This is a genomic window from Caballeronia sp. INML1, assembly GCF_023631085.1.
Classification (GTDB): Bacteria; Pseudomonadota; Gammaproteobacteria; order Burkholderiales; family Burkholderiaceae; genus Caballeronia; species Caballeronia turbans.
In genome coordinates this window covers 22,732-44,056 of the sequence record NZ_JALQDT010000005.1, presented here as the reverse complement: position 1 = coordinate 44,056, position 21,325 = coordinate 22,732, and the positions used below count along the sequence as shown (strand labels likewise).

The window sequence follows — 21,325 nt, the reverse complement described above, 5'->3', positions numbered from 1 at the left end:
TTGCCGACGCGCTATCCTAAAAAGATTCAGCGCGACGCATCTCACCACTTCAGGTCGCGCCGAAGGTCGCCGCACGGCGACCAGGGTCGACACATCCACAGGAGGTTCACGTGCCCCGCAAGACTCCCATCGAGCGCTATCGGAACATTGGCATTAGCGCTCACATCGATGCCGGCAAGACGACGACTACCGAGCGCATCCTTTTCTACACCGGCGTGACGCACAAGATCGGCGAGGTTCACGACGGCGCGGCCACGATGGACTGGATGGAGCAGGAGCAGGAACGCGGCATCACGATCACCTCCGCAGCGACGACGGCCTTCTGGAAAGGCATGGCCGGCAATTACCCGGAACACCGGATCAACATTATCGACACACCGGGACACGTCGATTTCACGATCGAGGTCGAGCGTTCGATGCGCGTGCTCGACGGCGCGTGCATGGTCTACGACTCGGTCGGCGGCGTGCAGCCGCAGTCGGAAACCGTGTGGCGTCAGGCGAACAAGTACAAGGTCCCGCGCATCGCGTTCGTGAACAAGATGGACCGCGTCGGCGCGGACTTCTTCCGCGTGCAGCGGCAGATCGGCGAGCGCCTCAAGGGGGTCGCGGTGCCGATCCAGATTCCGATCGGCGCGGAAGAGCATTTTCAGGGTGTCGTCGATCTGGTGAAGATGAAGGCGATCGTCTGGGACGACGATAGCCAGGGCATCAAGTTCACCTACGAGGAGATTCCCGACAACCTCAAGGAACTCGCGCACGAATGGCGCGGAAAGATGGTCGAGGCGGCCGCCGAGTCGAGCGAGGAGCTGCTCGAAAAGTATCTCGACGACCACGAGAGCCTGACCGAGGAAGAAATCAAGGCGGCGCTACGCAAGCGCACCATCGCGAACGAAATCGTGCCGATGCTGTGCGGCAGCGCGTTCAAGAACAAGGGCGTGCAGGCGATGCTCGACGCGGTGATCGACTACCTGCCCTCGCCCGTCGATGTCCCCGCGATTCTCGGCCACACGGAAGACGACAAGGAAGCGGAACGCCATCCGAGCGATGACGAGCCGTTCTCCGCGCTTGCGTTCAAGATCATGACGGACCCGTTCGTCGGCCAGTTGATCTTCTTCCGCACCTACTCGGGCGTCGTGAATTCGGGCGACACCGTCTACAACCCGGTGAAGGAAAAGAAGGAGCGCCTCGGCCGCATCCTGCAGATGCACGCGAACGAGCGCAAGGAAATCAAGGAAGTGCGCGCGGGCGACATCGCGGCGGCGGTCGGTCTCAAGGAAGCGACGACCGGCGATACGCTGTGCGATCCGAATCACATCATCATCCTGGAACGCATGATCTTCCCCGAACCGGTGATCTCGCAGGCCGTCGAGCCGAAGACCAAGGTCGATCAGGAGAAGATGGGCATCGCGCTGAATCGTCTCGCACAGGAAGATCCGTCGTTCCGCGTGACGAGCGACGAGGAATCCGGCCAGACGATCATCTCCGGCATGGGCGAGCTGCACCTCGAAATTCTCGTCGACCGGATGAAGCGCGAATTCGGCGTCGAGGCGACCGTCGGCAAGCCGCAGGTCGCGTATCGCGAGACGGTGCGCAACAAGGTCGAGGACGTCGAGGGCAAGTTCGTCAAGCAGTCGGGCGGGCGCGGCCAGTACGGTCACGCGGTGATCGCGCTGGAGCCGGACCCGGGCAAGGGCTACGAGTTCGTCGACCAGATCAAGGGCGGCGTGATTCCGCGCGAGTTCATTCCGGCAGTGGACAAGGGCATTCAGGAGACGCTCAAGGCGGGCGTGCTCGCGGGCTATCCGGTGGTCGACGTGAAGGTGCGGCTGACCTTCGGTTCGTACCACGACGTCGATTCGAACGAAAACGCGTTCCGCATGGCCGGCTCGATGGCCTTCAAGGAAGCAATGCGCCGCGCCAAGCCCGTGCTGCTCGAACCGATGATGGCCGTCGAAGTGGAAACGCCCGAAGAGTTCATGGGCAACGTGATGGGCGATCTCTCCGGCCGGCGCGGGATGGTGCAGGGCATGGAAGACATCGCGGGCGGCGGCGGCAAGCTGGTGCGCGCGGAAGTGCCGCTTGCCGAGATGTTCGGCTACTCGACGTCGCTGCGTTCGCTGACGCAAGGCCGCGCGACCTATACGATGGAGTTCAAGCACTACGCGGAGACGCCGTCGAACGTGTCGGAGGCCATCATCAACGCGAAAGCGAAATAATCGCGATCGAACCGTGTAGTATCGGAAGTCCGTTGCTCGCTCTGTTGGTGGCGGCAACGGACTTTTCCTTATCCGCAGACGATAAACCGTACCGACATGAGCGACGCACATCAGCACATCGATTGGCGCGAACACGGCGTCAAGGTCATCAAGGGCGATCAGCTCGACACCAACACTCCGCAGACGCCGGGCATGAACCGCGCGGCTGCCATCAACGCGGCGCGCGTCGGCGCGCAGAAGATCTGGGCCGGCACGGTCACGATCCATCCGAATGCGAAGACCGGCGCGCATCACCATGGCGCGCTCGAGAGCGTCATTTATGTCGTGCGCGGCCAGGCGCGCATGCGCTGGGGCGAGCATCTCGAATTCACCGCCGAGGCCGGTCCCGGCGATTTCATTTTCGTGCCGCCCTACGTGCCGCATCAGGAAATCAACGCCAGCACCGACGATCCGCTCGAATGCGTGCTCGTGCGCAGCGACAATGAAGCGGTGGTGGTGAATCTCAACATCGATGCCGTGGAAAAGCCCGAGGAAGTCTATTGGGTCGATCCGATTCACAAGCATCCACACGATCACTGAAGCGGGCGCAGAGACGCGCGATGCAGCCTCGGCGCGCGCCTTGCTACCTCGCGAAGACGCGGCGGCGCTTTTCGGCGCGGCTAACCTGATCGCTTGCGCGGCGCAGCCCGGGCGAGCGCGACAACGACAACATCCGCACACGATGAAAAAACCTTCGACCGACGCGCATTTCCTCGACCTCGCCCGCCCGCATGCGGGCGAACTGGGCAATCACGCGATCGACGAGTTCATGGCCGGGCGCCTCACGCGCCGCGAGCTGCTGCGTCATGCGAGCATGCTCGGCATCGCGCTGTCGGCGGGCGGCCTCCTCGGCATGCCGGGCGCGCGTGCGCAAGGCGCGGGCAAGCCCGGCGGCACGATCCGCGTCGCGCATCTGATGCCCGCGGGCGCCGTCGATCCGCTCACCGTGACCGACGCCGCCGGTCTCGCGCTCATCAATCAGACGGGCGAATTCCTGATCGACGACGACAGCGAACATCTGACGCTCAAGCCCGCGCTCGCGCTGTCGTGGTCGTCGAATGCGAAAGGCGACGTATGGACCTTCAAGCTGCGCCAGAACGTGAAGTTCCACGACGGCCAGCCGATGACCGCGAAGGACGTCGTCGCCACGTTCAATCGCCTGTCCGATCCGGGCGCGGGCTCGGCGGCGCTGTCGGTGTTGAAGGGCGTGCTGTCGAAGGATTCGGCGAAGGCCATCGACGATCACACCGTCGAATTCCATCTCGATGCGCCCAACGGCAATTTCCCGTATTACGTTTCCTCGGATACGTATAACGCGGTGATCCTGCCGGCCAATTTCACCGGGCCCTACGAGAAGACCTTCATGGGCACGGGCGCGCTGAAGCTCGAGAAATACACGCCGAAGGTCGGTGCGTCTTTCGTGCGCAATCCCGACTACTGGGGCGAGAAATCGCTGCCCGATCGCGTGACCTTCTCCTTCTACGCCGACCAGCAGGCGCAACTCCTCGCGATGCAAGGCCGCCAGGCCGACGTGATGGGCGACTTCACCGTGCAGGGCGGCGTCTCGATTCTGACGAATCCGCAGTTCAAGGTGCTCGGCACGAAGTCGAGCTCGCATCGCCAGATTCACATGCGCTGCGACATGTCGCCGTTCAAGGACAAGCGCGTGCGTCAGGCGCTCGCGCTTGCGATCGACCGCGAGATCATCGTGAAGGGGCTCTTTCGCGGCCGCGCGACCGTCGGCAACGACAGCCCCTTCGCGCCGGTCTTTCCGTCGAGCGATCTCGCGGTGCCGCAGCGCAGGATCGACATCGCTCAAGCGAAGAAACTGATGAGCGAAGCCGGCGTCGCGAACGGCTTCGACGTCACGCTCACGACCGAGAAGTACATGGAGATTCCCGATCTCGCGGTCGTCGTGCAGAACGCGGCGAAGGCGATCGGCATTCGCATCCAGCTGAAGGTGGAGAGCCAGGACCTGTATTACGGCTCGGGCTCGTTCGGCAAGTCGGACTGGCTGGATTCGCCGCTCGGCATCACCGATTACGGGCATCGCGGCGTGCCGAACGTCTTCCTCAACGCTCCGTTGACGAGCGGCGGCACCTGGAACGCCGCGCACTTCAGGAATCCGCAATACGACCAGCTCGTCGCGCGGTTCGTCGCGGCGCTCGATGTCGCGTCGCAGAAGAAGTTGTCCGGCGAGATCCAGCGCCTGCTGCTCGATGAAACGCCGGTCGTGATCCCCTACTTCTACGACCAGCTGATCGTCACGCGCGCCAACGTCTCGGGCGTGCGCTTCAACGCGATCTCGCAGATGTGGTTCGACCGCGCGACGGTATCCGCGTAAATGAGCACGATCACGCCGACGGCGCACGTAGCCGACTTCGCCAAAATGAAACGCATCGTGCGCTTCATCGGCGTGCGGCTGCTGCTCGCGCTTGTCACGCTCTGGCTTTTGTCGATGATCGTCTTCGCCGGCGGTCAGCTCCTGCCGGGCGATGTCGGCCGCGCGATCCTCGGCCCGCTCGCCGATGCGCGCGCCGTCGCGGCGCTTAATCATCAACTGGGCGTCGACCGGCCGCTTTTCACGCAGTATTCGAGCTGGATCGGCCACTTCCTGCGCGGCGACATGGGCGAGTCATATGCGTTTCGCGCGCCGGTCGCGCCGTTCATCGGCAATGCGCTGTGGAACTCGGCGAAGCTCGGCGCGCTCGCGTTCGTCGTCGTGGTGCCGCTCGGCATCGCGGGCGGCGTCTACGCGGCGTTGCACGCGGGGCGCTGGATCGACAGAGTCATCAGCATCGGCGGACTGACGGCGACGGTCGTGCCGGAGTTCGTCTCGTCGATCGTGCTGATCCTGATCTTCGGCGTGTGGCTGCAATGGCTGCCGATCGAAGCGACCGCGCCCGCCGACGCCGGCGTTTTCACGCAACTGGCGCATCTGGTCCTGCCGGTGCTGCCGCTCGTCTTCGTGTTCTTCGGCTATATCGCGCGTATGGCGCGCGCGGGCACCGTCGAGGCGCTCGACGCCGATTACACGCGCACCGCGATTCTCAAAGGCCTGCCGCAGCGCGTCGTGATTCTTCGCCACGTGCTGCGCAATGCGCTCCTGCCGACCGTGACCGTCGCCGCGACGCAGCTCGGCTACATGATCGGCGGCCTCGTCGTCGTGGAGACGCTGTTCCACTATCAGGGCATCGGCTCGCTGATCTATACCGCCGCGCGAGGCAAGGACTTTCCGATGCTCGAAGCGGGCGTGCTGACCATCGGCGTGATCTATACGGCGGCGAATCTGATCGCGGACGCCCTCTACATCGTGCTCAACCCGCGTCTGCGTAACGCCGATTCGAGCGGAGACGCCCGATGAGCACGACCGTCGCGCCGCAAACGCCAGTCAGGCCGCGCCGCTTCGAAGCGCTCGGCGCGCTGATGCGCTCGGCCACCTTCGATATCGGCGTGCTGATCCTGCTCTTCTGGGTGCTGTGCGCGCTTTTCGGCCATTGGCTCGTGCCGCAGGATCCCTACGCATCCGACCCGCTCAACTCGCTCGTCGCCCCTTCCGGCGATCACTGGTTCGGCACGGATCAGCTCGGCCGCGACGTGTTCGCGCGCGTGATCGTCGGCTCGCGCGACATCCTGACCATCGCGCCGCTCGCCACCTTGCTCGGCACCGCGGCGGGCACGGCGATCGGGCTCGTCGTCGGCTATTTCGACGGCTGGGTCGATGCCGTCGTCGGCCGCGTGATCGATGCGCTGCTGGCGCTGCCGCTCGTGATCGTCGCGCTGCTCGCGCTGGCCGCCGTCGGCGCGAGCAACACGACGGTGATTCTCGTCATCGGCCTGACGTTCGCGCCGATTACCGCGCGCACCGTGCGCGCAGCGGTCCTGAGCGAACGCCATCTGGACTACGTGCTCGCGGCGCAACTGCGCGGCGAGAACGCGCTCTACATCATGTTCGCGGAGATCCTGCCGAATGTGCTGCCGCCGATCATCGTCGAGGCGACCGTGCGACTCGGCTACGCGATCTTCGCCGTCGCCACGCTCTCGTTCCTGGGTTTCGGCATCCAGCCGCCCTCGGCCGACTGGGGCCTCGCGCTGTCCGAAAGCTACACGCTGATGGCGGGCGGCGCGTGGTGGACCGTCGTTTTCGACGCCGCCGCGATCGCCTCGCTCGTGATAGCGGTGAATCTCGTCGCCGATGCCGTGCAAGGAGTGCTGGACCGATGAACGGACCGCCGCCATCGGCTTTCCCAACCTTCGGCGCCGCGAAAGGCGACCAGGCCGACGCGCTCACGATCGTCGGCCTCACCGTCGCGTATCGTTCGCGCGGCCGCGAGCGCGAGGTCCTGCAGGACGTGACATTGCGCGTGAAACGCGGCGAGGCGTATGGGCTCGTCGGCGAATCGGGCTGCGGCAAGTCGACCGCCGCGCTCGCGGTGCTGCGCTACCTGCCGCGCAACGGGCGCGTGAAGGCGGGCCGCATATCGATCGCGGGCCGCGACGTCGCATCGCTGAACGCGGACGCGCTGCGCGGCATGCGCGCCAATGCCGTGTCGATGGTCTATCAGGATCCGGGGCGCGCGCTGAATCCGTCGCTCACGATCGCGCGGCAAGTCTCCGAGGCGTTCGAAGTCACGGGCGCATCCGCCGACGAAGCGCTGTCGCGCACCGCCGAGATGTTGAGGCGCGTGCGCATCGCCTCACCCGAGCGCGTGATGGAGAGTTATCCGCATCAGTTGTCGGGCGGGATGCAGCAGCGCGTGGTCATCGCGATGGCGCTCGCGTGCAACCCCGAACTGCTGATTCTCGACGAGCCGACGACCGGGCTCGATGCCACCGTCGAAGCCGAAGTGCTCGATCTCATCGCGCAGTTGCGCGCGGAGCTCGGCACGGCCGTGCTCTTCATCAGCCACAACCTCGCGGTGATCGGGCGCATGTGCGATCGCGTCGGCGTGTTGTATGCCGGCAAGCTCGTCGAGGAAGGCACGACCGCCGACGTGTTCGCGAAGCCCCGGCATCCATACACCGTCGGCCTGCTGCGCTGCCTGCCGCGTGAGGCGCTCGCCAAGGCAAGCGGGCGGCTCGATACGATTCCCGGCTCGCTGCCGTTGCCGGGATCGATCGCGCAGGGCTGCATCTTCGCGCCGCGCTGCAAGCTCGCCGACGAGCGCTGTCTCAGGGACGCGCCGCCGCCCTATCGCATCGCGTCGGCGCACGGCGATCAGATGGCGCGCTGCCACTATCACGAACGCGCGCACATGCTGCCGCGCTCGACCGAGGAAGCGCCGGCGCATGTCGCAAACGGCGAGGATCAGCCGCTCGCGCTGTCCGCGCGCAATCTCTCGAAGACCTTCCGTGTCGGCGATGAAGAAGTGCGCGCCGTGCACGACGTCTCGCTCGATCTCGTGCAAGGGGAGACGCTCGGACTCGTCGGCGAATCGGGCAGCGGCAAGACGACGCTCGCGAAGCTCCTGCTCGGACTCGTGTCGCCGGATAAAGGCGCGTCGCTCGAACTCGAGGGCGCGTTCCTGCCCGAGCGCGTGACCAAGCGCAGCGACGCGCAGGTGAAGTCCCTGCAGATCGTTTTCCAGAATCCGGATTCCGCGCTGAACCGCGCGCATTCGGTGCGGCGGCTGATCGCGCGTTCGCTGTCGAAGCTCGCGTCGCTGCATGGCGAGGCAAAGGAACAGCGCCTGCATACGCTGACGGAAGCCGTGCGCCTGCCGGCGCGCTATCTCGGCTCACGCACGCGGCAATTGTCGGGCGGACTGAAGCAGCGCGTCGCGATCGCGCGCGCGTTCGCGGGCGATCCGCGCGTCGTGGTCTGCGACGAGCCGACGTCCGCGCTGGACGTCTCCGTGCAGGCCGCGATCCTCAATCTGCTCGCGGACCTGCAGCGCGAGCGGCGCGTGAGCTACGTATTCATCTCGCACGATCTGCATGTCGTGCGTTATCTGTCGGACCGCATCGCGGTGCTGTATCTCGGGCGCATCATGGAGATCGGGCGCGCGGCCGCGGTCTTCGACGGACCGCAGCATCCGTACACCGAAGCATTGCTGTCGTCGATGCCGTCGATCGACGGGACGCACGCGAAGCGCATCCGGCTGTCGGGCGAGTTGCCGAGCGCGGCGAATCCGCCTTCGGGCTGCGTGTTTCATACGCGCTGCCCGCGCAAGATCGGCGCGATCTGCGAGACAGAAACGCCGCCGTGCCGCGATGCGGACGACGGGCACGCGATCCATTGCCACATTCCCGTCGACGAATTGCGAATCCTGCAGCGTCAAGAGCGATAAGCGCGGCAAAGCGGTCATTCGTCGGAACCAAAGCGGCTTCGCGCGTCTCTCATCGGTTCGATGTTCAACGATAACGAGGATTCAACCGATGAAACCCGCCCTTTCCGCCGCGCTCTGTGCGCTCACCTTCGGCGTCGCGATGGCCGCACAGGCGCAGACCGCGCCGCAGGCACCGACACCCGGCGCCGCCGATCCGAGCTTCTCCGCCTACGCGCTCGTTCAGCAGTGCGCCGCGAAAGCCGACAACACGGCGCAGGGCCAATGCGTGGGCGCGGTGCGCGGCATCGTGCGCGGTTATCAATATGGCGTGCTGTTCCTGTCGCAGCGCGCTTCGCTGCCGGTCAGCGAGACGCAGCGCATCTCGCTGTGCCTGACGGATACGACGGTGTCGTCGATCGTCGATGACTTCATCTCGGACGCGAAGCAGGTCAACGAAGCGGATCTCCGGCGCACGCCCGCCGAAGTCGCCGTGCTCGGCTCGGTGCACGCGCATCATGCGTGCACCTGATCGCGCGCGGCATCAGAGCATTTCCAGCGAGCGCTTCGACTTCGGCGGCTTGAACTGCTGATCGATGTCGGCGAGTTCGTCGGCGGACAAATGAAGGTCGAGCGCGGCGCGATTCTCCCGGACGTGCGCGAGGTCCGCCGCCTTTGGAATCGCAAACACCTGCGGCTGTTGCAGCACCCACGCGAGCGCGACCTGAAACGCCGACACGCCGCGCGCCGCCGCGATCTTTTCGAGCGCGCCGCCACGCGGCAGGCGCGCGTGATCGACCGGGCTATATGCCATCGCGGGCATGCGGCGCTCGCGCAGCCACGGCAGCAGGTCGAATTCCGGCCCGCGCCGCGCGACGTTGTACAGGATCTGATCGGTTGCGCAGGCGTCGCCGCCGTCGATCGAAAAGAGCTCTTCGAGGTCGTCGGTGTCGAAGTTGCTCACGCCCCAATGCCGAATCTTGCCGTCGCGCTTCAGTTTCTCGAAGCCTGCGACCACGCCTTCCAGATCCTCGCCGCCGCGCCAGTGCAACAGATACAGATCGATGCGATCGGTCTTCAGACGCTTCAGGCTGCGTTCACATGCGGCCTGCACGCCGCGCTCGCTGCCGTTATGCGGATATACCTTGCTGACGATGAACAGCTCGTCGCGCCGGTCGCCGAGCGCCTCCGCGACGAGCTTCTCGCTTTCGCCGTCGCCGTACATTTCGGCGGTATCGATGAGCGTCATGCCGAGTTCGACGCCTTCGCGCAGCGCGGCGATCTCGCTCTTGCGCGCGTTCGCGCGCTCGCCCATTTCCCAGGTGCCCTGACCGAGCTTCGGGATCGCTTCGCCCGTTGGAAGCGTGACTGTCGACGGACTGGATTGAGCCATGAAAAAGCCTCCTTGTGTGTCTGCCGATTATGGCGCAAGGAGCACGCCCGTCATGTCACACGAGTCCGACACGAGCGGCTGGAGCGCGATGAGCGAGCGGTCACGCCGCAGGCGGCGCACGCTGGAATTGTCCTCGACGCGCTTCTCCAGTTCGCCGATGGAAACCGCGGCCGCCGTCACTCTGAACGCGCGGCCGCCGCTCGCCGAGCCTGGACCACACGCGCCGCGCTTCGTCGCGCAGCATAGTCACCTGCAGCCGCGCGGTGTCGGCGGCAGGCAGGCCGGTTGATGGCCTCCGGTGCCGCGCCGATCGCGGCGGACTCCGTTGCGCCGCCCGCGAGCAGGCCGCATCCAGCTTCAGGACGATGACAGCGCCCAGCACGAGCGCGACCACGACGACGATATCGACGATCAACGGCGCGCGTCGTAATCGACAGCCGCGCCCGATGTTCGCGAAGAACCGCAGGCCGCCCGTGAAACCGGGCGTAAAAATGAATAGCGCAAATACGATGTTCTTGAGATTCGCGAATTACACGCGCCGGTTTGACCGAGAATCGACGCAACGCTAAGCATGCCGCAGACGCCGCGAGTTGAATGGCCCAACTTCACGAAGCCGATGAGATAGCCGATCGCGAGACTTCAAAACAGAAAAATTGTGCGGCAAGCGGGTTCCATATCACGGCACCTTCAATATTTTTTGATCAGAATGGCGCACTTCTCGTTAAGTGAATCGAATAGGCTTTCGGTGTAATCTTTCAGTAAGACTCTTTATCAAAATACAAAATCAATAACCAAAATCTTTCAACGGGGCTTTCTGATATATCAATCCCCCGTTCGCAGTTGTGTCAGCAGGAAATTCGATGATTTAAGAAAACACTACATATATCATAAAAATTCTGCGAAAAGTGAATCCGATCTGCCGAAAAAGCCTTATATATAACGGCTCTGGAAAGGATCGTTCCAGATTAAAGAACGACGCCCCGGGTTCGATAACCGCTTCCCAAAACAAAGTCGGCCGCTCGTAAAAAAATCCCTTTTCCCTGCAAAACTTTCTGATTTTAATATTGCAATCTTGTCTGCCTGTCAATATTATCAGATTCATAGGCCGTCAATCACTGGACACGCGCATGTGATATGCGCGTAGATCCGGCTCCACGTAGTACAACCGCGAGGCACTCACGATGAACCAGATTCATGCAATGCGCGTCTTCGTGCGCGTGGCGGACACAGAAAGTTTTCGCCGCGCCGCGCAACAACTAGACGTCTCGAACGCGCTGGTCACTCGGGCTATTGCCATGCTCGAAGCGCATTTGAGGACCCGCCTAATTAACCGCACGACCCGCAATCTTTCCCTCACCGAAGCCGGCACGCGTTACCTGGAAGGCTGCCGCGCGTTGCTCGAAGAACTGGACCATCTGGAATCGACCGTCACCCACACGGAGGGCGAGCCGAGCGGCACGCTGCGCGTCGTCGCCTCTAGCGCGCTCTCGCTGCTCACGCTCACGCCGCTCATCGACGGCTTTCGAAAGGTCTATCCCAAGGTCAATGTGCGCCTGACTCTCGCCGAGCGGCACGTCGATCTTGTCGAGGACGGATACGACGTCGGCATTGTCACGGCTTTCATGGTGTCGAGCACGGCGCTCATCGAGCGGCCCGTCGGCACCAACTCGCTCGTGCCGGTCGCGACGCCGGCATTCGTCGCCGAGCATGGCATGCCCACCTCGCCCACCGACTTGCACGCACTGCCTTCCGTGGGACTGCCGAACGAGATGCGCAGCCAGACGTGGCACTTCCGGCATCGTCTCGGCGACGCGGATCAGATCACGCTCGCGCCCGTGTACACGGTCAACAATGGGCTGATGGTGCGTCTCGCCACGCTCAAGAGCATGGGCTTCTCGATCCTTCCCGAAGGCATCGTGCGCGCGGATCTCGAAGAAGGCACGCTCGTTCGCCTGCTGGACGGCTATTCGATCGACGACCCCGACATGAAGATATCGATCGTGTATCCGGGAAGGCAGTATCTGCCGGCGAAAACGCGCTTTTTCATCGACTACGCGCTCGACTATCTGGGTCGGGAATTCGCCGCCAGAGGCATGCGTTCCGAGGAGACCCTGCGCCCGCCGATGCAGTCGGTCATGCCCTTGCAAACGATGCGGGGCGCCTCGGCGACCGCGAACTGAAGACCTCTCGAACAAAAGGGCCGGATGGCGTCTGAGCCGTCCGCCCATTGGCGCCGCGAACCGAACATCATCGCCCGGTTCGCGCAGCGCTCAAGTCTCCCCGTACTCCGCACTTGACGCATCCGGCGCCGCGCACATCTCGCGCAGCAATGCCGCCTCGCGCTCGTGCACCTCCACCGGCATGCACAAGGCGCCGGCGTGAGCGAGATAGCGCGCGCGATGCTGCCCGTTGCGAAACGCAACGACCCCTTCCCGATGCACGCCCAGCAGTCCGAGCAAGCCCGGCGAGCGGCGCACGCTGATCGTCACGTAGGGCATTTCGGGTACGCGCGGATTGTCCGGGTCCAGGAACTCGCGGATGCCGCGCACCTTGCCCGCGTGCCAGTCATCGACGGCCTTGAGCACGTAATCGGTGTCGTCGCGATCGGCGCACTCGAGGAGTCTTCGGACGTCGACGAGCACGACCTGATGGCGCGAGCCGAAGTCGTTGAACACCCGTTTCAGGCGCACGAAGTCGTACTGCGGATGGCCCTGGAGCCTGACGATCCAGACCGCTTCTGCGGCGGTCGGCGCAACCATCGTGTCCATGTTCGGCATATGAAGGAGACCGCGGCGCGCGCGCCCCGTGCGCGCGTGTTTCGCTGGCATGCGGCCCGAGCGCAAGCCACTAAACATGCCGCGCGAGCCAAATAAACTTTTACACCCTAGACGCGATTCATGAAAGCGGCATGACGGGCACGTGGCGTGCTTTTGTTGCCAGAATCGAACACATCCACGTAGCCTGACAACACGCACGGCAAGCGGCTGTCGGCACGCATCCCTCAACGATCAGTGAACACTTCTTCCGATCTCATCGTCGCGCGGCCCGAAGGTCTCTTCTGTGTGCCGGGCAACTTCCATATCGACCCTTGGCGGCCTGTCGAACGCGCGGTCATCACGCACGCGCACGCCGATCACGCGCGCTTCGGCCATGCGCATTATCTGGCTGCGCAACCGGGCGTCGGCGTGTTGTTGTCGAGGCTGCCGGGCATCGACGTGCAAGGGCTCGCCTATGGCGAAGCGGTCGTCGTGAACGGTGTGCGCGTGTCGCTGCATCCCGCGGGGCACGTGCTCGGCTCGGCGCAGGTGCGCGTCGAATACAAGGGGCGCGTGTGGGTTGCGTCCGGCGACTACAAGGTCGAGCCCGATCCGACCTGCGCGCCTTTCGAGCCCGTGCGCTGCGATACGTTCATCACCGAATCGACGTTCGGCCTGCCCATTTACCGATGGGACAGCGCGCACGAGATCTTCGACGGCATCGATTCATGGTGGCGGCACAACGCGGCACAAGGGCGCGCATCGGTGCTCTTCTGCTATTCGTTCGGCAAGGCGCAGCGCGTGCTCGCGGGCGTCGATGCGGCCATCGGCCCGATCTTCTGCCACGGCGCGGTCGAGCCGCTCAATCGCGCATACGCGCAAGCGGGCGTCGCGCTGCCGCAGACACGCCTCGTCAGCGAAATCGCCGCGAAGGACAAGGCTGCCTTCAAGGGCGCGCTGATCGTCGCGCCGCCGTCCGCGCAAGGCAGCACGTGGATGCGCCGCTTCGGCGATTACAGCGATGCCTTCGCATCCGGCTGGATGCGCCTGCGCGGCACGCGGCGGCGCAAGGGCGTCGATCGCGGCTTCGTGCTCTCGGATCACGCCGACTGGCCCGGCCTGCAACTCGCGATCGGTGCGACGGGCGCGCAACGCGTGATCGTCACGCATGGCCAGATCGAGCCGATGGTGCGCTGGCTCTGCGAACAAGGGCTGGACGCGGGCGCCTTCAAGACCGAATACGGCGACGATGCCATCGAAGCCGATACGGCAGAGCCCGAGAGCGCCGCCTCATGAAGCGCTTCGCGACGCTCTATGCCGCGCTCGACGCGACGACATCGACCAACGAAAAGCTCGAAGCGCTGATTGCGTATTTCTCGGGCGCGGAGCCGGAAGACGCGGCGTGGGCGTCGTACTTTCTCGCGGGCGGCAAGCCGCGCCAGTCGGTGCCGACGCGCCTTCTCACCGAGTTCGCGCGCGAACGCGCGGGCTTGCCGGAGTGGCTTTTCGAGGAGTCCTATCAGGCGGTCGGTGATCTCGCGGAAACGATCGCGCACGTGCTGCCGCCCGCCTCGGGCGAATCGTCGCTCGGGCTCGCGCAGTGGATCGAAGAACGCGTGCTGACCTTGCGCGGCGCGAATCCGCCGGAGCTGCGCGAACGGCTTCTGAGCTACTGGGACGAGCTGAACTGGAGCGAGCGCTTTCTGCTGACGAAGCTGATCGGCGGCGGCTTTCGTGTGGGCGTCGCGCGGCAGCTCGTCGTGCGCGCGCTCGCGCAGGTCGCGGGTGTCGATCACAAGCGCATCGCGCAACGCATGGTCGGCTGGACCGATTCCCGGCAGGCGCCGGGCGCGGCCCGCTATCTGCGGCTGATCGCGCCGGCCGCCGAAGGCGACGACGTCGACACGCCGCACGAAAGCGATATCGGCCTGCCCTATCCGTTCTTCCTCGCGCATCCTTTGCAGGCCGACCCGGCGACGCTCGGTTCGCGCAACGACTGGATCGTCGAATGGAAATGGGACGGCATACGCGCGCAGCTCGTGAAGCGCGCGGGCCGCGTGTGGATCTGGTCGCGCGGCGAGGATCTCGTCACGGAGCGCTTTCCCGAGCTCGCGTCGCTCGGTGCGGCGCTGCCCGACGGCACCGTGATCGACGGCGAGATTCTCGCGTGGGAGCCGGGCGCGAACGCGCCGCTGCCCTTTGCGCGCCTGCAACCGCGCATCACGCGCAAGTCGCTCACCAAAAAGGTGCTCGCCGATTCACCCGCCGCGCTGCTCGCCTACGATCTCCTCGAGACCGATGGCCGGGATCTGCGCATGGAGACCCTGCACGAACGGCGCACTCGTCTGGATGCGCTCGCTCACTCGCTCTCCACATCGCTCGCGGTCGACTTGCTGCGCGTATCGCCGACGGTGGTCGCATCGGACTGGCCCGCGCTTGCCGCATTGCGCGACGAGAGCCGCGCGCGCGGCGTAGAAGGATTGATGCTGAAGGAACGCGCGTCGATGTACGGCGTCGGGCGCACGAAGGCGTCGGGCACGTGGTGGAAGTGGAAGATCGATCCGTATTCGATCGATGCCGTGCTGCTCTACGCGCAGCGCGGCCACGGACGGCGCGCGAGTCTCTACACGGATTTCACCTTCGCCGTGTGGGACGAAGCCGATGGCGTGCGCACGCTCGTGCCCTTCGCGAAGGCCTATTCCGGGCTGACCGACGAAGAAATGCGCCAGGTCGATGCGATCGTGCGCAAGACGACAATCGAGAAATTCGGGCCGGTGCGCAGCGTCACGCCGACGCTCGTCTTCGAGATCGGCTTCGAAGGAATACAGGCGAGCCCGCGCCACAAGTCGGGCATCGCCGTGCGCTTTCCGCGCATGTTGCGCTGGCGCACCGACAAGAAGATCGAAGACGCCGATACGCTCGACATGCTGAAGGGCTTCCTGAACGAGGCGACGGCATGAGCGCGCCGGAGGCATCGGACGAGGACAAGGGCGAGCTTGAAGAAAGGCGGCGCGCGCCGCGTCCCCGCCGCGTGCCGCGCACGCGTGCGGCGCAGGCGAAGCTCGACGCGGCAGCCGAGATTTTCACGCCCGCGCCTTTCGCCTACGACGAGAACGAAGCCGTCAGGCCGATCGACGAGCGCATCGCGCATTGGTTCGACGACCGCGGCTGGCAGCCGTTCGAGTTCCAGCGCGAAGCGTGGCGCGAGATCGCGCGCGGCGCGAGCGGCCTGCTGCATGCGACGACCGGCGCGGGCAAGACCTGGGCCGTGTGGCTCGGCGCGCTCGCCGCGTATGCCCACGCGCCGCCGAAGCCGAACGCATTGCCCGCGCCGCTGACCGTCCTCTGGATCACGCCGATGCGCGCGCTCGCCGCCGACAGCGCCCGCGCGCTGCAAAGCGCGGTGAGCGCGCTGTCCGTGCCGTGGACGGTCGGCCTGCGCACCGGCGACACGTCGTCGACGGAACGCGCGCGCCAGAATCGCCGCATGCCCTCCGCGCTCGTGACGACGCCCGAAAGCCTCACGCTGATGCTCACGCGCGCCAATGCGCAGGAGGAACTGAAGCACCTGCGCATGATCGTCGTCGATGAATGGCACGAGTTGCTCGGCAACAAACGCGGCACGCAGACGCAACTCGCGATCGCGCGGCTCGCGCGCTGGCGGCCGGAATTGCAGATCTGGGGCCTGTCCGCCACGCTCGGCAACCTCGCGCTCGCGCACGATGCGTTGCTGCATCCCGTGAAAACGCCGCGCGTCGTCGTGCGCGGCGCGCAGCCGAAAACGCTCGTCGTCGATACGCTGATACCGGAGACGATCGAGCGCTTTCCGTGGGGCGGGCATCTCGGCGTGCGGCAGGTCGGCCCCGTCGCCGATGAAATCGATCACGCGCAGAGCTCGCTCGTATTCACCAACACGCGCTCGCAATCGGAGATCTGGTATCGCGCGCTGCTCGACCTGCGGCCGGAGTGGGCGGGCCTGCTCGCGCTGCATCACGGCTCGCTCGACAAGGAGGTGCGCGATTGGGTGGAACTCGGCCTGAAGAACGGGCAACTGAAGGCGGTCGTGTGCACGTCGAGCCTCGATCTGGGCGTCGATTTTCTGCCGGTCGATCGCGTGTTCCAGATCGGCTCGCCGAAGGGCGTCGCGCGGCTCATGCAGCGCGCGGGGCGCTCCGGCCACGCGCCGGGCCGCGTCTCGCGCGTGACGATCGTGCCGACGCATGCGCTCGAACTCGTCGAAGCAGCGGCGGCGCGCTGGGCGATTCAGGAGCATCGCATCGAAGGCCGCGACATGCCGTTGAAGCCGCTCGACGTGCTGGTGCAGCATCTCGTGACGGTGGCGATCGGCGGCGGCTTCACGCCCGCCGACATGCTCGACGAAGTCCGCACCGCCTATGCGTATCGCGATCTGAAGGCGCACGAGTTCGACTGGGCGCTCGCGTTCGTGGAGCGCGGCGGCACGTCGCTCAAGGCGTATCCGGACTTTCATCGCGTCGTGAAGGGCGATGACGGCGTCTATCGCGTGCCGCGCGAGGATCTCGTGCGCCGGCATCGCAACAACGTCGGAACGATCGTTGCAAACGCAACCATCAACGTGGCGTATATGACGGGCGGGCGCATCGGCGCGATGGAGGAATCGTTCATCTCGCGCCTGAAGCCCGGCGACGTCTTCACCTTCGGCGGACGCGCGCTCGAACTCGTGCGCGTGCGCGACATGACCGCCTATGTGAAACGCGCGAGCTCGTCGCGCGGCGCGATGCCGCAATGGGCCGGCAGCAAAATGCCGCTCTCGTCCGAACTCGCGGACGCCGCGCTCGTGATGCTCGCGCGCGCCAGCGACGGCATCTACGACGAGCCCGAAATGCGCGCAGTCAAGCCGCTGCTCGACTTGCAGGCGAAGTGGTCCGCGCTGCCGGGGCCGGGCGTGCTCGTCGTCGAACTGGTGCGCTCGCGCGAAGGTCATCACTTCTTCTGCTATCCGTTCGCGGGCCGCATGGCGCATATCGGTCTGGGATCGCTGTTCGGCTGGCGGGCGTCACGCGACCAGCCCGGCACGTTCTCCATTTCGATGAACGACTACGGCTTCGAGTTGCTGTCGGCGCGGCCGTTCGACTGGGAAACGCTCATCGCGCAAGGCCTCTTTTCGCCGCAGAATCTGGAGCACGACATCCTGGCGAGTCTCAACGCCTCCGAACTGTCGGCGCGGCGTTTTCGCGAGATAGCGCGCGTGTCGGGGCTGATTTATCAAGGCCATCCGGGGCAGCAAAAAAGCGCGCGGCAGTTGCAGGCGTCGAGCGGACTGTTCTACGAGGTCTTCCGCAAGCACGACAGCGAGAATCTGCTGCTCGCGCAGGCGGATCAGGAAGTGATGCTGCAGGAGCTCGAGCTGGGCCGCATCCGCGCCGCGTTGCAGCGCATGAGCGCGAGCCGCCTCGTGCTCACGCGTCCGAAGAAGCCGACGCCTTTCGCGTTTCCGCTGATCGTCGCGCGGCTGCGCGAGAAGGTGAGCACGGAGAAGCTGTCGGATCGCGTCGAGCGCATGCTCGCGGATCTGGAGAAGGCGGCGCTGCGTCCCTGATGCTTTTCGTGCTGGCGGCGCGGCGAATTCGAACTTCGTCGAAAGAGGGAGTGCAATGAGCACGGCGATGCAGAACGCGCTGAAGCCCGTTCCGGCACAACTCATCGACATCACGTTGAGCAGGTCGGTCAATTCGCTGAGGCAATCGCTGTTTGATTTCCGGCCAGGCCATGTCATCCCTATTCTGCCGGCGGGGAGCTCGTCCGTGAACGGATGCCCGGTCAGCTACACTTGGCGGCTGGAAGTCGACGACGTGTCGATCACGCGATTCGCCGCCGTGAACGGCAACCCTCCGGCACGCGCATCGAGACCGGACCCGCGTATGAAGTGCGGGCCGAAGGCGACGCCTCTTTCTCATCGACGCATCACGCGCGGGAATGCGGCGCATCGGTAAGCAAGGTACTCGGCGAAGCGCTTCGCGCGGCGCCGGTCCTGCGGGCAGACGCCGGCATCTGAACATCAATCCACGCTCAATTTAATGGCAGTCGAAGCCCTGACCATCGACCTGGACGGCCACGCGCTCGTTTTATCGGCAGACCGCGCGGCCTTCGATCCGCTCCTGAACACGCTGTTCATCGCGGACGCGCATTTCGGCAAGGACGCGGTGTTCCGCGCGCGCGGCATTCCGGTGCCCGTTGGCACGACCGGCGAAAGTCTGGCGCGGCTCGATGCGCTCGTCGCGGCGCATCGGCCGGAATCGATCGTTTTTCTCGGCGATTTACTGCACGCCCGCGAATCCCACGCCGATGAGACGCTCGACGCGCTGGCCGCGTGGCGCGCGAAGCATCGCGAGCTGGAACTCGTGCTGGTCGAAGGCAATCACGACAAACATGCGGGCGCGCTGCCCGCCATGTTCGGCGTCGATGTCGCAAAGGAACCGCACGTGCTCGGGCCGTGGGCGCTTTGCCATCATCCGCAGACGGTCGATGGCGCTTACGCGCTCGCCGGACACGAGCATCCTGTATACCGGCTCGCGACGCGCGTCGACAGCGTGCGCCTGCCCTGCTTTCGCTTCGGACCGCGCGCGGGCGTGCTGCCCGCGTTCGGCGCGTTCACGGGCGGCTTCGAGGTGAACGGCGCAGTGCGCGCCGAAGCGCTGTACGTGATCGCCGGCGAGCGCGTGTTTCCGCTCAGTGATAGGTCGTCGTCGACGATTGCAGCTTCGTGAGCTTGCCGCGCTGGAAGCCGTACCAGCCGAGATTCGACTGCATCACCACTTCCTCGCCCTGCCAGAACACGCGCCTGACCGTCATGCGCTGACTCACGCGCTGCACGAGCGGCGGATTGCGGCGGAAGTCGTAGAGCACCGGGCCGGTGTCGGATTGCACGAGCATGCGCGTGACCGTGGCGCTTCCACCGGACGTTTCATCGAAATGCGCAATGCGCTTGGCATCGAAGCGATCGAACACCTGTGTGTCGATGAGCGCGGCCATGCCGGATTCGTCGCGCAGGAAATGCAGCGCGCCCGCCTTCGTGGCGATGGGGCCGGCGGCGTCGCTCTGGGCATGCGCGAGCGCGCCGAGCAGCAACGTGGATGCGAGTGCGAAGCGAATATAGATTTTTGACAGTGACATCTTCGTGTTCGGTAGTTGATGCGTTCTTGTTGCTGCGTTTTTCCAACACTCTCCGACATCTGCGACACGCAAGGATTGCACGGCCGCACGCGTGTTACCGGAAACATCTGACGCATGGCGGCGTTGCATCCGAAAGACCCGTGCGCCGCCGGCGCGTGCAGAAGAATATCCGTTCAGACGAGGCGTGGCTCGGGCCGGTCGGTATCAGGGTTTATACCAGCATCGAAAATGACCTTTCGGTACAATTCGAGCCTTCAACTCCGCCTCGGCGCCTGCATCGCTCACTCCGACGATGCGCCCAGACGTGACACCTCGTCCGCCTCCACCATGCCTCTGCCTCTTTTCGCTCTCGCCATTGCCGCGTTCGGCATCGGCACGACCGAATTCGTCATCATGGGACTGTTGCCCAACGTCGCGCGCGATCTGGCGGTGTCGATTCCGGCGGCCGGCATGCTCGTGTCGGGCTACGCGCTCGGCGTCACGGTCGGCGCGCCGATTCTGGCGGTGGTCACCGCAAAGATGCCGCGCAAGAAGGCGCTGATGAGCCTGATCGGCGTGTTCATCGTCGGCAACCTGCTGTGCGCGCTGGCGCCGAACTACTGGGTGCTGATGGGCGCGCGCATCGTCACCGCTTTCTGCCACGGCGCGTTCTTCGGCATCGGCTCGGTCGTCGCCGCCGATCTCGTCGCGCCGAACCGCCGCGCGCAGGCCATCGCGCTGATGTTCACCGGACTCACGCTCGCCAACGTGCTCGGCGTGCCGCTCGGCACCGCGCTCGGCCAGGCGGCCGGCTGGCGCTCGACCTTCTGGGTCGTCACGCTGATCGGCGTCGCCGCGGCGGGCGCCCTCGCCGTGTGCCTGCCCAAGCACATCGAGATGCGCGACACCAGCATCCTGCGCGAATTCGACGTGCTCAAGAACCCGCAAGTGCTGATGGTCCTCGGCATCAGCGTGCTCGCGTCGGCCAGTTTGTTCTCGGTGTTCACATATATCACGCCGATCCTCGAAGACATAACCGGCTTTTCGCCGCACGCGGTCACCTACGTGCTGCTGCTTTTCGGCCTCGGTCTCACGGTCGGCAGCACGCTCGGCGGGAAGCTCGCGGACTGGAAGCTGCTGCGCTCGCTGCTCACGTTCCTTTTGTCGATCGTCGTGATCCTGACGATCTTCGCCGGCACGATGCACGAGCCTATCCCGGCGATGATCACGATCTTCTTCTGGGGCGTGCTCGCGTTTGCGATCGTGCCGCCGCTGCAAATGCTGATCGTGAATCGCGCGAGCGATGCGCCGAATCTCGCATCGACGCTGAATCAGGGCGCGTTCAATCTCGGCAACGCGACGGGCGCGTGGCTCGGCGGCTGCGTGATCAGCGCGGGCGCGCCGCTCACGTCGCTGCCGTGGGTCGGCATTCTGATGGCGGTGAGCGCGTTCGGCCTCACGCTGCTGTCGGCGACGCTCGACAAGCGCGCGCGCCGTCTCTCGATCGGACAAGCCGCCTGATTT

18 protein-coding genes are annotated in these 21,325 nt (G+C 65.1%); 15 read left to right on the top strand and 3 right to left on the bottom strand.

The features are described from left to right. The first annotated feature begins 110 nt into the window (after positions 1 to 110). From fusA to NCR38_RS02805, 7 genes are all read left to right on the top strand, one after another. Positions 111 to 2,216: an elongation factor G gene (fusA, locus tag NCR38_RS02835; protein ID WP_061117642.1), complete on the top strand. Its 2,106-nt coding sequence runs from the start codon at positions 111 to 113 to the stop codon at positions 2,214 to 2,216. A 96-nt stretch (positions 2,217 to 2,312) separates the two neighbouring features. Next, complete coding sequence (locus tag NCR38_RS02830; protein WP_035497879.1) at positions 2,313 to 2,795, top strand: cupin domain-containing protein; 483 nt, start codon at positions 2,313 to 2,315, stop codon at positions 2,793 to 2,795. Positions 2,796 to 2,937: 142 nt separating this feature from the next. Beyond that, a complete protein-coding gene (locus NCR38_RS02825) occupies positions 2,938 to 4,599 on the top strand; it encodes an ABC transporter substrate-binding protein (protein ID WP_250476375.1) in 1,662 nt (553 codons plus the stop codon). Further along, positions 4,600 to 5,619: an ABC transporter permease gene (locus NCR38_RS02820; protein ID WP_061117644.1), complete on the top strand. Its 1,020-nt coding sequence runs from the start codon at positions 4,600 to 4,602 to the stop codon at positions 5,617 to 5,619. Then, positions 5,616 to 6,479, top strand: coding sequence for an ABC transporter permease (locus NCR38_RS02815; protein ID WP_250476374.1), 864 nt, complete (start codon positions 5,616 to 5,618; stop codon positions 6,477 to 6,479). Before NCR38_RS02820 ends, NCR38_RS02815 begins: the two co-directional genes overlap by 4 nt. Then, the gene (locus tag NCR38_RS02810; protein WP_061117646.1) at positions 6,476 to 8,545 is read left to right on the top strand and encodes an ABC transporter ATP-binding protein; all 2,070 of its coding nucleotides are present in this window, start codon (positions 6,476 to 6,478) and stop codon (positions 8,543 to 8,545) included. Before NCR38_RS02815 ends, NCR38_RS02810 begins: the two co-directional genes overlap by 4 nt. 88 nt (positions 8,546 to 8,633) lie before the next feature. After that, positions 8,634 to 9,053, top strand: coding sequence for a hypothetical protein (locus tag NCR38_RS02805; RefSeq protein ID WP_061117647.1), 420 nt, complete (start codon positions 8,634 to 8,636; stop codon positions 9,051 to 9,053). Positions 9,054 to 9,065: 12 nt separating this feature from the next. Here the strand turns inward: NCR38_RS02805 and NCR38_RS02800 are convergent, their stop codons facing one another. After that, positions 9,066 to 9,914 (bottom strand): aldo/keto reductase, encoded by an 849-nt coding sequence (locus tag NCR38_RS02800; RefSeq protein WP_250476373.1) that lies wholly within the window; start codon positions 9,912 to 9,914, stop codon positions 9,066 to 9,068. 52 nt (positions 9,915 to 9,966) lie between these two features. Between NCR38_RS02800 and NCR38_RS02795 the strand changes: the two genes are divergently transcribed. Both NCR38_RS02795 and NCR38_RS02790 read left to right on the top strand, forming a co-directional pair. Then, the gene (locus NCR38_RS02795) at positions 9,967 to 10,203 is read left to right on the top strand and encodes a hypothetical protein (protein ID WP_250476372.1); all 237 of its coding nucleotides are present in this window, start codon (positions 9,967 to 9,969) and stop codon (positions 10,201 to 10,203) included. Positions 10,204 to 11,095: 892 nt separating this feature from the next. Further along, complete coding sequence (locus NCR38_RS02790) at positions 11,096 to 12,094, top strand: LysR family transcriptional regulator (RefSeq protein WP_061117650.1); 999 nt, start codon at positions 11,096 to 11,098, stop codon at positions 12,092 to 12,094. Positions 12,095 to 12,184: 90 nt separating this feature from the next. On the opposite strand, the gene NCR38_RS02785 is transcribed toward NCR38_RS02790, so the two are convergent. Then, positions 12,185 to 12,691: a plasmid fertility inhibition factor family protein gene (locus tag NCR38_RS02785; RefSeq protein ID WP_086960950.1), complete on the bottom strand. Its 507-nt coding sequence runs from the start codon at positions 12,689 to 12,691 to the stop codon at positions 12,185 to 12,187. A 234-nt stretch (positions 12,692 to 12,925) separates the two neighbouring features. On the opposite strand from NCR38_RS02785, the gene NCR38_RS02780 reads away from it, so the two are divergent. The 5 genes from NCR38_RS02780 to pdeM all read left to right on the top strand — a co-directional run bounded on the left by NCR38_RS02780 (position 12,926) and on the right by pdeM (position 19,416). Continuing rightward, on the top strand, positions 12,926 to 13,966 hold the full coding sequence (locus NCR38_RS02780; protein ID WP_061117651.1) for a ligase-associated DNA damage response exonuclease: 1,041 nt from the start codon (positions 12,926 to 12,928) through the stop codon (positions 13,964 to 13,966). Next, positions 13,963 to 15,630, top strand: coding sequence for an ATP-dependent DNA ligase (locus NCR38_RS02775; protein ID WP_250476371.1), 1,668 nt, complete (start codon positions 13,963 to 13,965; stop codon positions 15,628 to 15,630). The genes NCR38_RS02780 and NCR38_RS02775 overlap by 4 nt, the downstream gene beginning before the upstream one ends. Continuing rightward, positions 15,627 to 18,248, top strand: coding sequence for a ligase-associated DNA damage response DEXH box helicase (locus NCR38_RS02770; protein WP_061117653.1), 2,622 nt, complete (start codon positions 15,627 to 15,629; stop codon positions 18,246 to 18,248). The genes NCR38_RS02775 and NCR38_RS02770 overlap by 4 nt, the downstream gene beginning before the upstream one ends. Positions 18,249 to 18,303: 55 nt before the next feature. Further along, positions 18,304 to 18,642, top strand: a complete 339-nt coding sequence (locus tag NCR38_RS02765; RefSeq protein ID WP_250476370.1) for a hypothetical protein — start codon at positions 18,304 to 18,306, stop codon at positions 18,640 to 18,642. An 84-nt stretch (positions 18,643 to 18,726) separates the two neighbouring features. Then, the gene (gene pdeM / locus NCR38_RS02760; RefSeq protein WP_250476369.1) at positions 18,727 to 19,416 is read left to right on the top strand and encodes a ligase-associated DNA damage response endonuclease PdeM; all 690 of its coding nucleotides are present in this window, start codon (positions 18,727 to 18,729) and stop codon (positions 19,414 to 19,416) included. Here pdeM and NCR38_RS02755 read toward each other — a convergent pair. Further along, a complete protein-coding gene (locus NCR38_RS02755) occupies positions 19,379 to 19,822 on the bottom strand; it encodes a hypothetical protein (protein ID WP_061117656.1) in 444 nt (147 codons plus the stop codon). The two genes, pdeM and NCR38_RS02755, sit on opposite strands and share 38 nt — an antisense overlap. 327 nt (positions 19,823 to 20,149) lie before the next feature. On the opposite strand from NCR38_RS02755, the gene NCR38_RS02750 reads away from it, so the two are divergent. Beyond that, a complete protein-coding gene (locus NCR38_RS02750) occupies positions 20,150 to 21,322 on the top strand; it encodes an MFS transporter (protein ID WP_061117868.1) in 1,173 nt (390 codons plus the stop codon). The last annotated feature ends 3 nt before the right edge of the window (positions 21,323 to 21,325 follow it).

Excerpts from the sequence above, each read along its gene's own strand:
- NCR38_RS02830 (WP_035497879.1), top strand. The coding sequence starts at position 2,313 with ATGAGCGACGCACATCAGCACATCGATTGGCGCGAACACGGCGTCAAG.
- NCR38_RS02825 (WP_250476375.1), top strand. The coding sequence starts at position 2,938 with ATGAAAAAACCTTCGACCGACGCGCATTTCCTCGACCTCGCCCGCCCG.
- NCR38_RS02820 (WP_061117644.1), top strand. The coding sequence starts at position 4,600 with ATGAGCACGATCACGCCGACGGCGCACGTAGCCGACTTCGCCAAAATG.
- NCR38_RS02815 (WP_250476374.1), top strand. The coding sequence starts at position 5,616 with ATGAGCACGACCGTCGCGCCGCAAACGCCAGTCAGGCCGCGCCGCTTC.
- NCR38_RS02810 (WP_061117646.1), top strand. The coding sequence starts at position 6,476 with ATGAACGGACCGCCGCCATCGGCTTTCCCAACCTTCGGCGCCGCGAAA.
- NCR38_RS02805 (WP_061117647.1), top strand. The coding sequence starts at position 8,634 with ATGAAACCCGCCCTTTCCGCCGCGCTCTGTGCGCTCACCTTCGGCGTC.
- NCR38_RS02800 (WP_250476373.1), bottom strand. The coding sequence starts at position 9,914 with ATGGCTCAATCCAGTCCGTCGACAGTCACGCTTCCAACGGGCGAAGCG.
- NCR38_RS02795 (WP_250476372.1), top strand. The coding sequence starts at position 9,967 with ATGTCACACGAGTCCGACACGAGCGGCTGGAGCGCGATGAGCGAGCGG.
- NCR38_RS02790 (WP_061117650.1), top strand. The coding sequence starts at position 11,096 with ATGAACCAGATTCATGCAATGCGCGTCTTCGTGCGCGTGGCGGACACA.
- NCR38_RS02785 (WP_086960950.1), bottom strand. The coding sequence starts at position 12,691 with ATGCCGAACATGGACACGATGGTTGCGCCGACCGCCGCAGAAGCGGTC.
- NCR38_RS02775 (WP_250476371.1), top strand. The coding sequence starts at position 13,963 with ATGAAGCGCTTCGCGACGCTCTATGCCGCGCTCGACGCGACGACATCG.
- NCR38_RS02770 (WP_061117653.1), top strand. The coding sequence starts at position 15,627 with ATGAGCGCGCCGGAGGCATCGGACGAGGACAAGGGCGAGCTTGAAGAA.
- NCR38_RS02765 (WP_250476370.1), top strand. The coding sequence starts at position 18,304 with ATGAGCACGGCGATGCAGAACGCGCTGAAGCCCGTTCCGGCACAACTC.
- pdeM (WP_250476369.1), top strand. The coding sequence starts at position 18,727 with ATGGCAGTCGAAGCCCTGACCATCGACCTGGACGGCCACGCGCTCGTT.
- NCR38_RS02755 (WP_061117656.1), bottom strand. The coding sequence starts at position 19,822 with ATGTCACTGTCAAAAATCTATATTCGCTTCGCACTCGCATCCACGTTG.
- NCR38_RS02750 (WP_061117868.1), top strand. The coding sequence starts at position 20,150 with ATGCCTCTGCCTCTTTTCGCTCTCGCCATTGCCGCGTTCGGCATCGGC.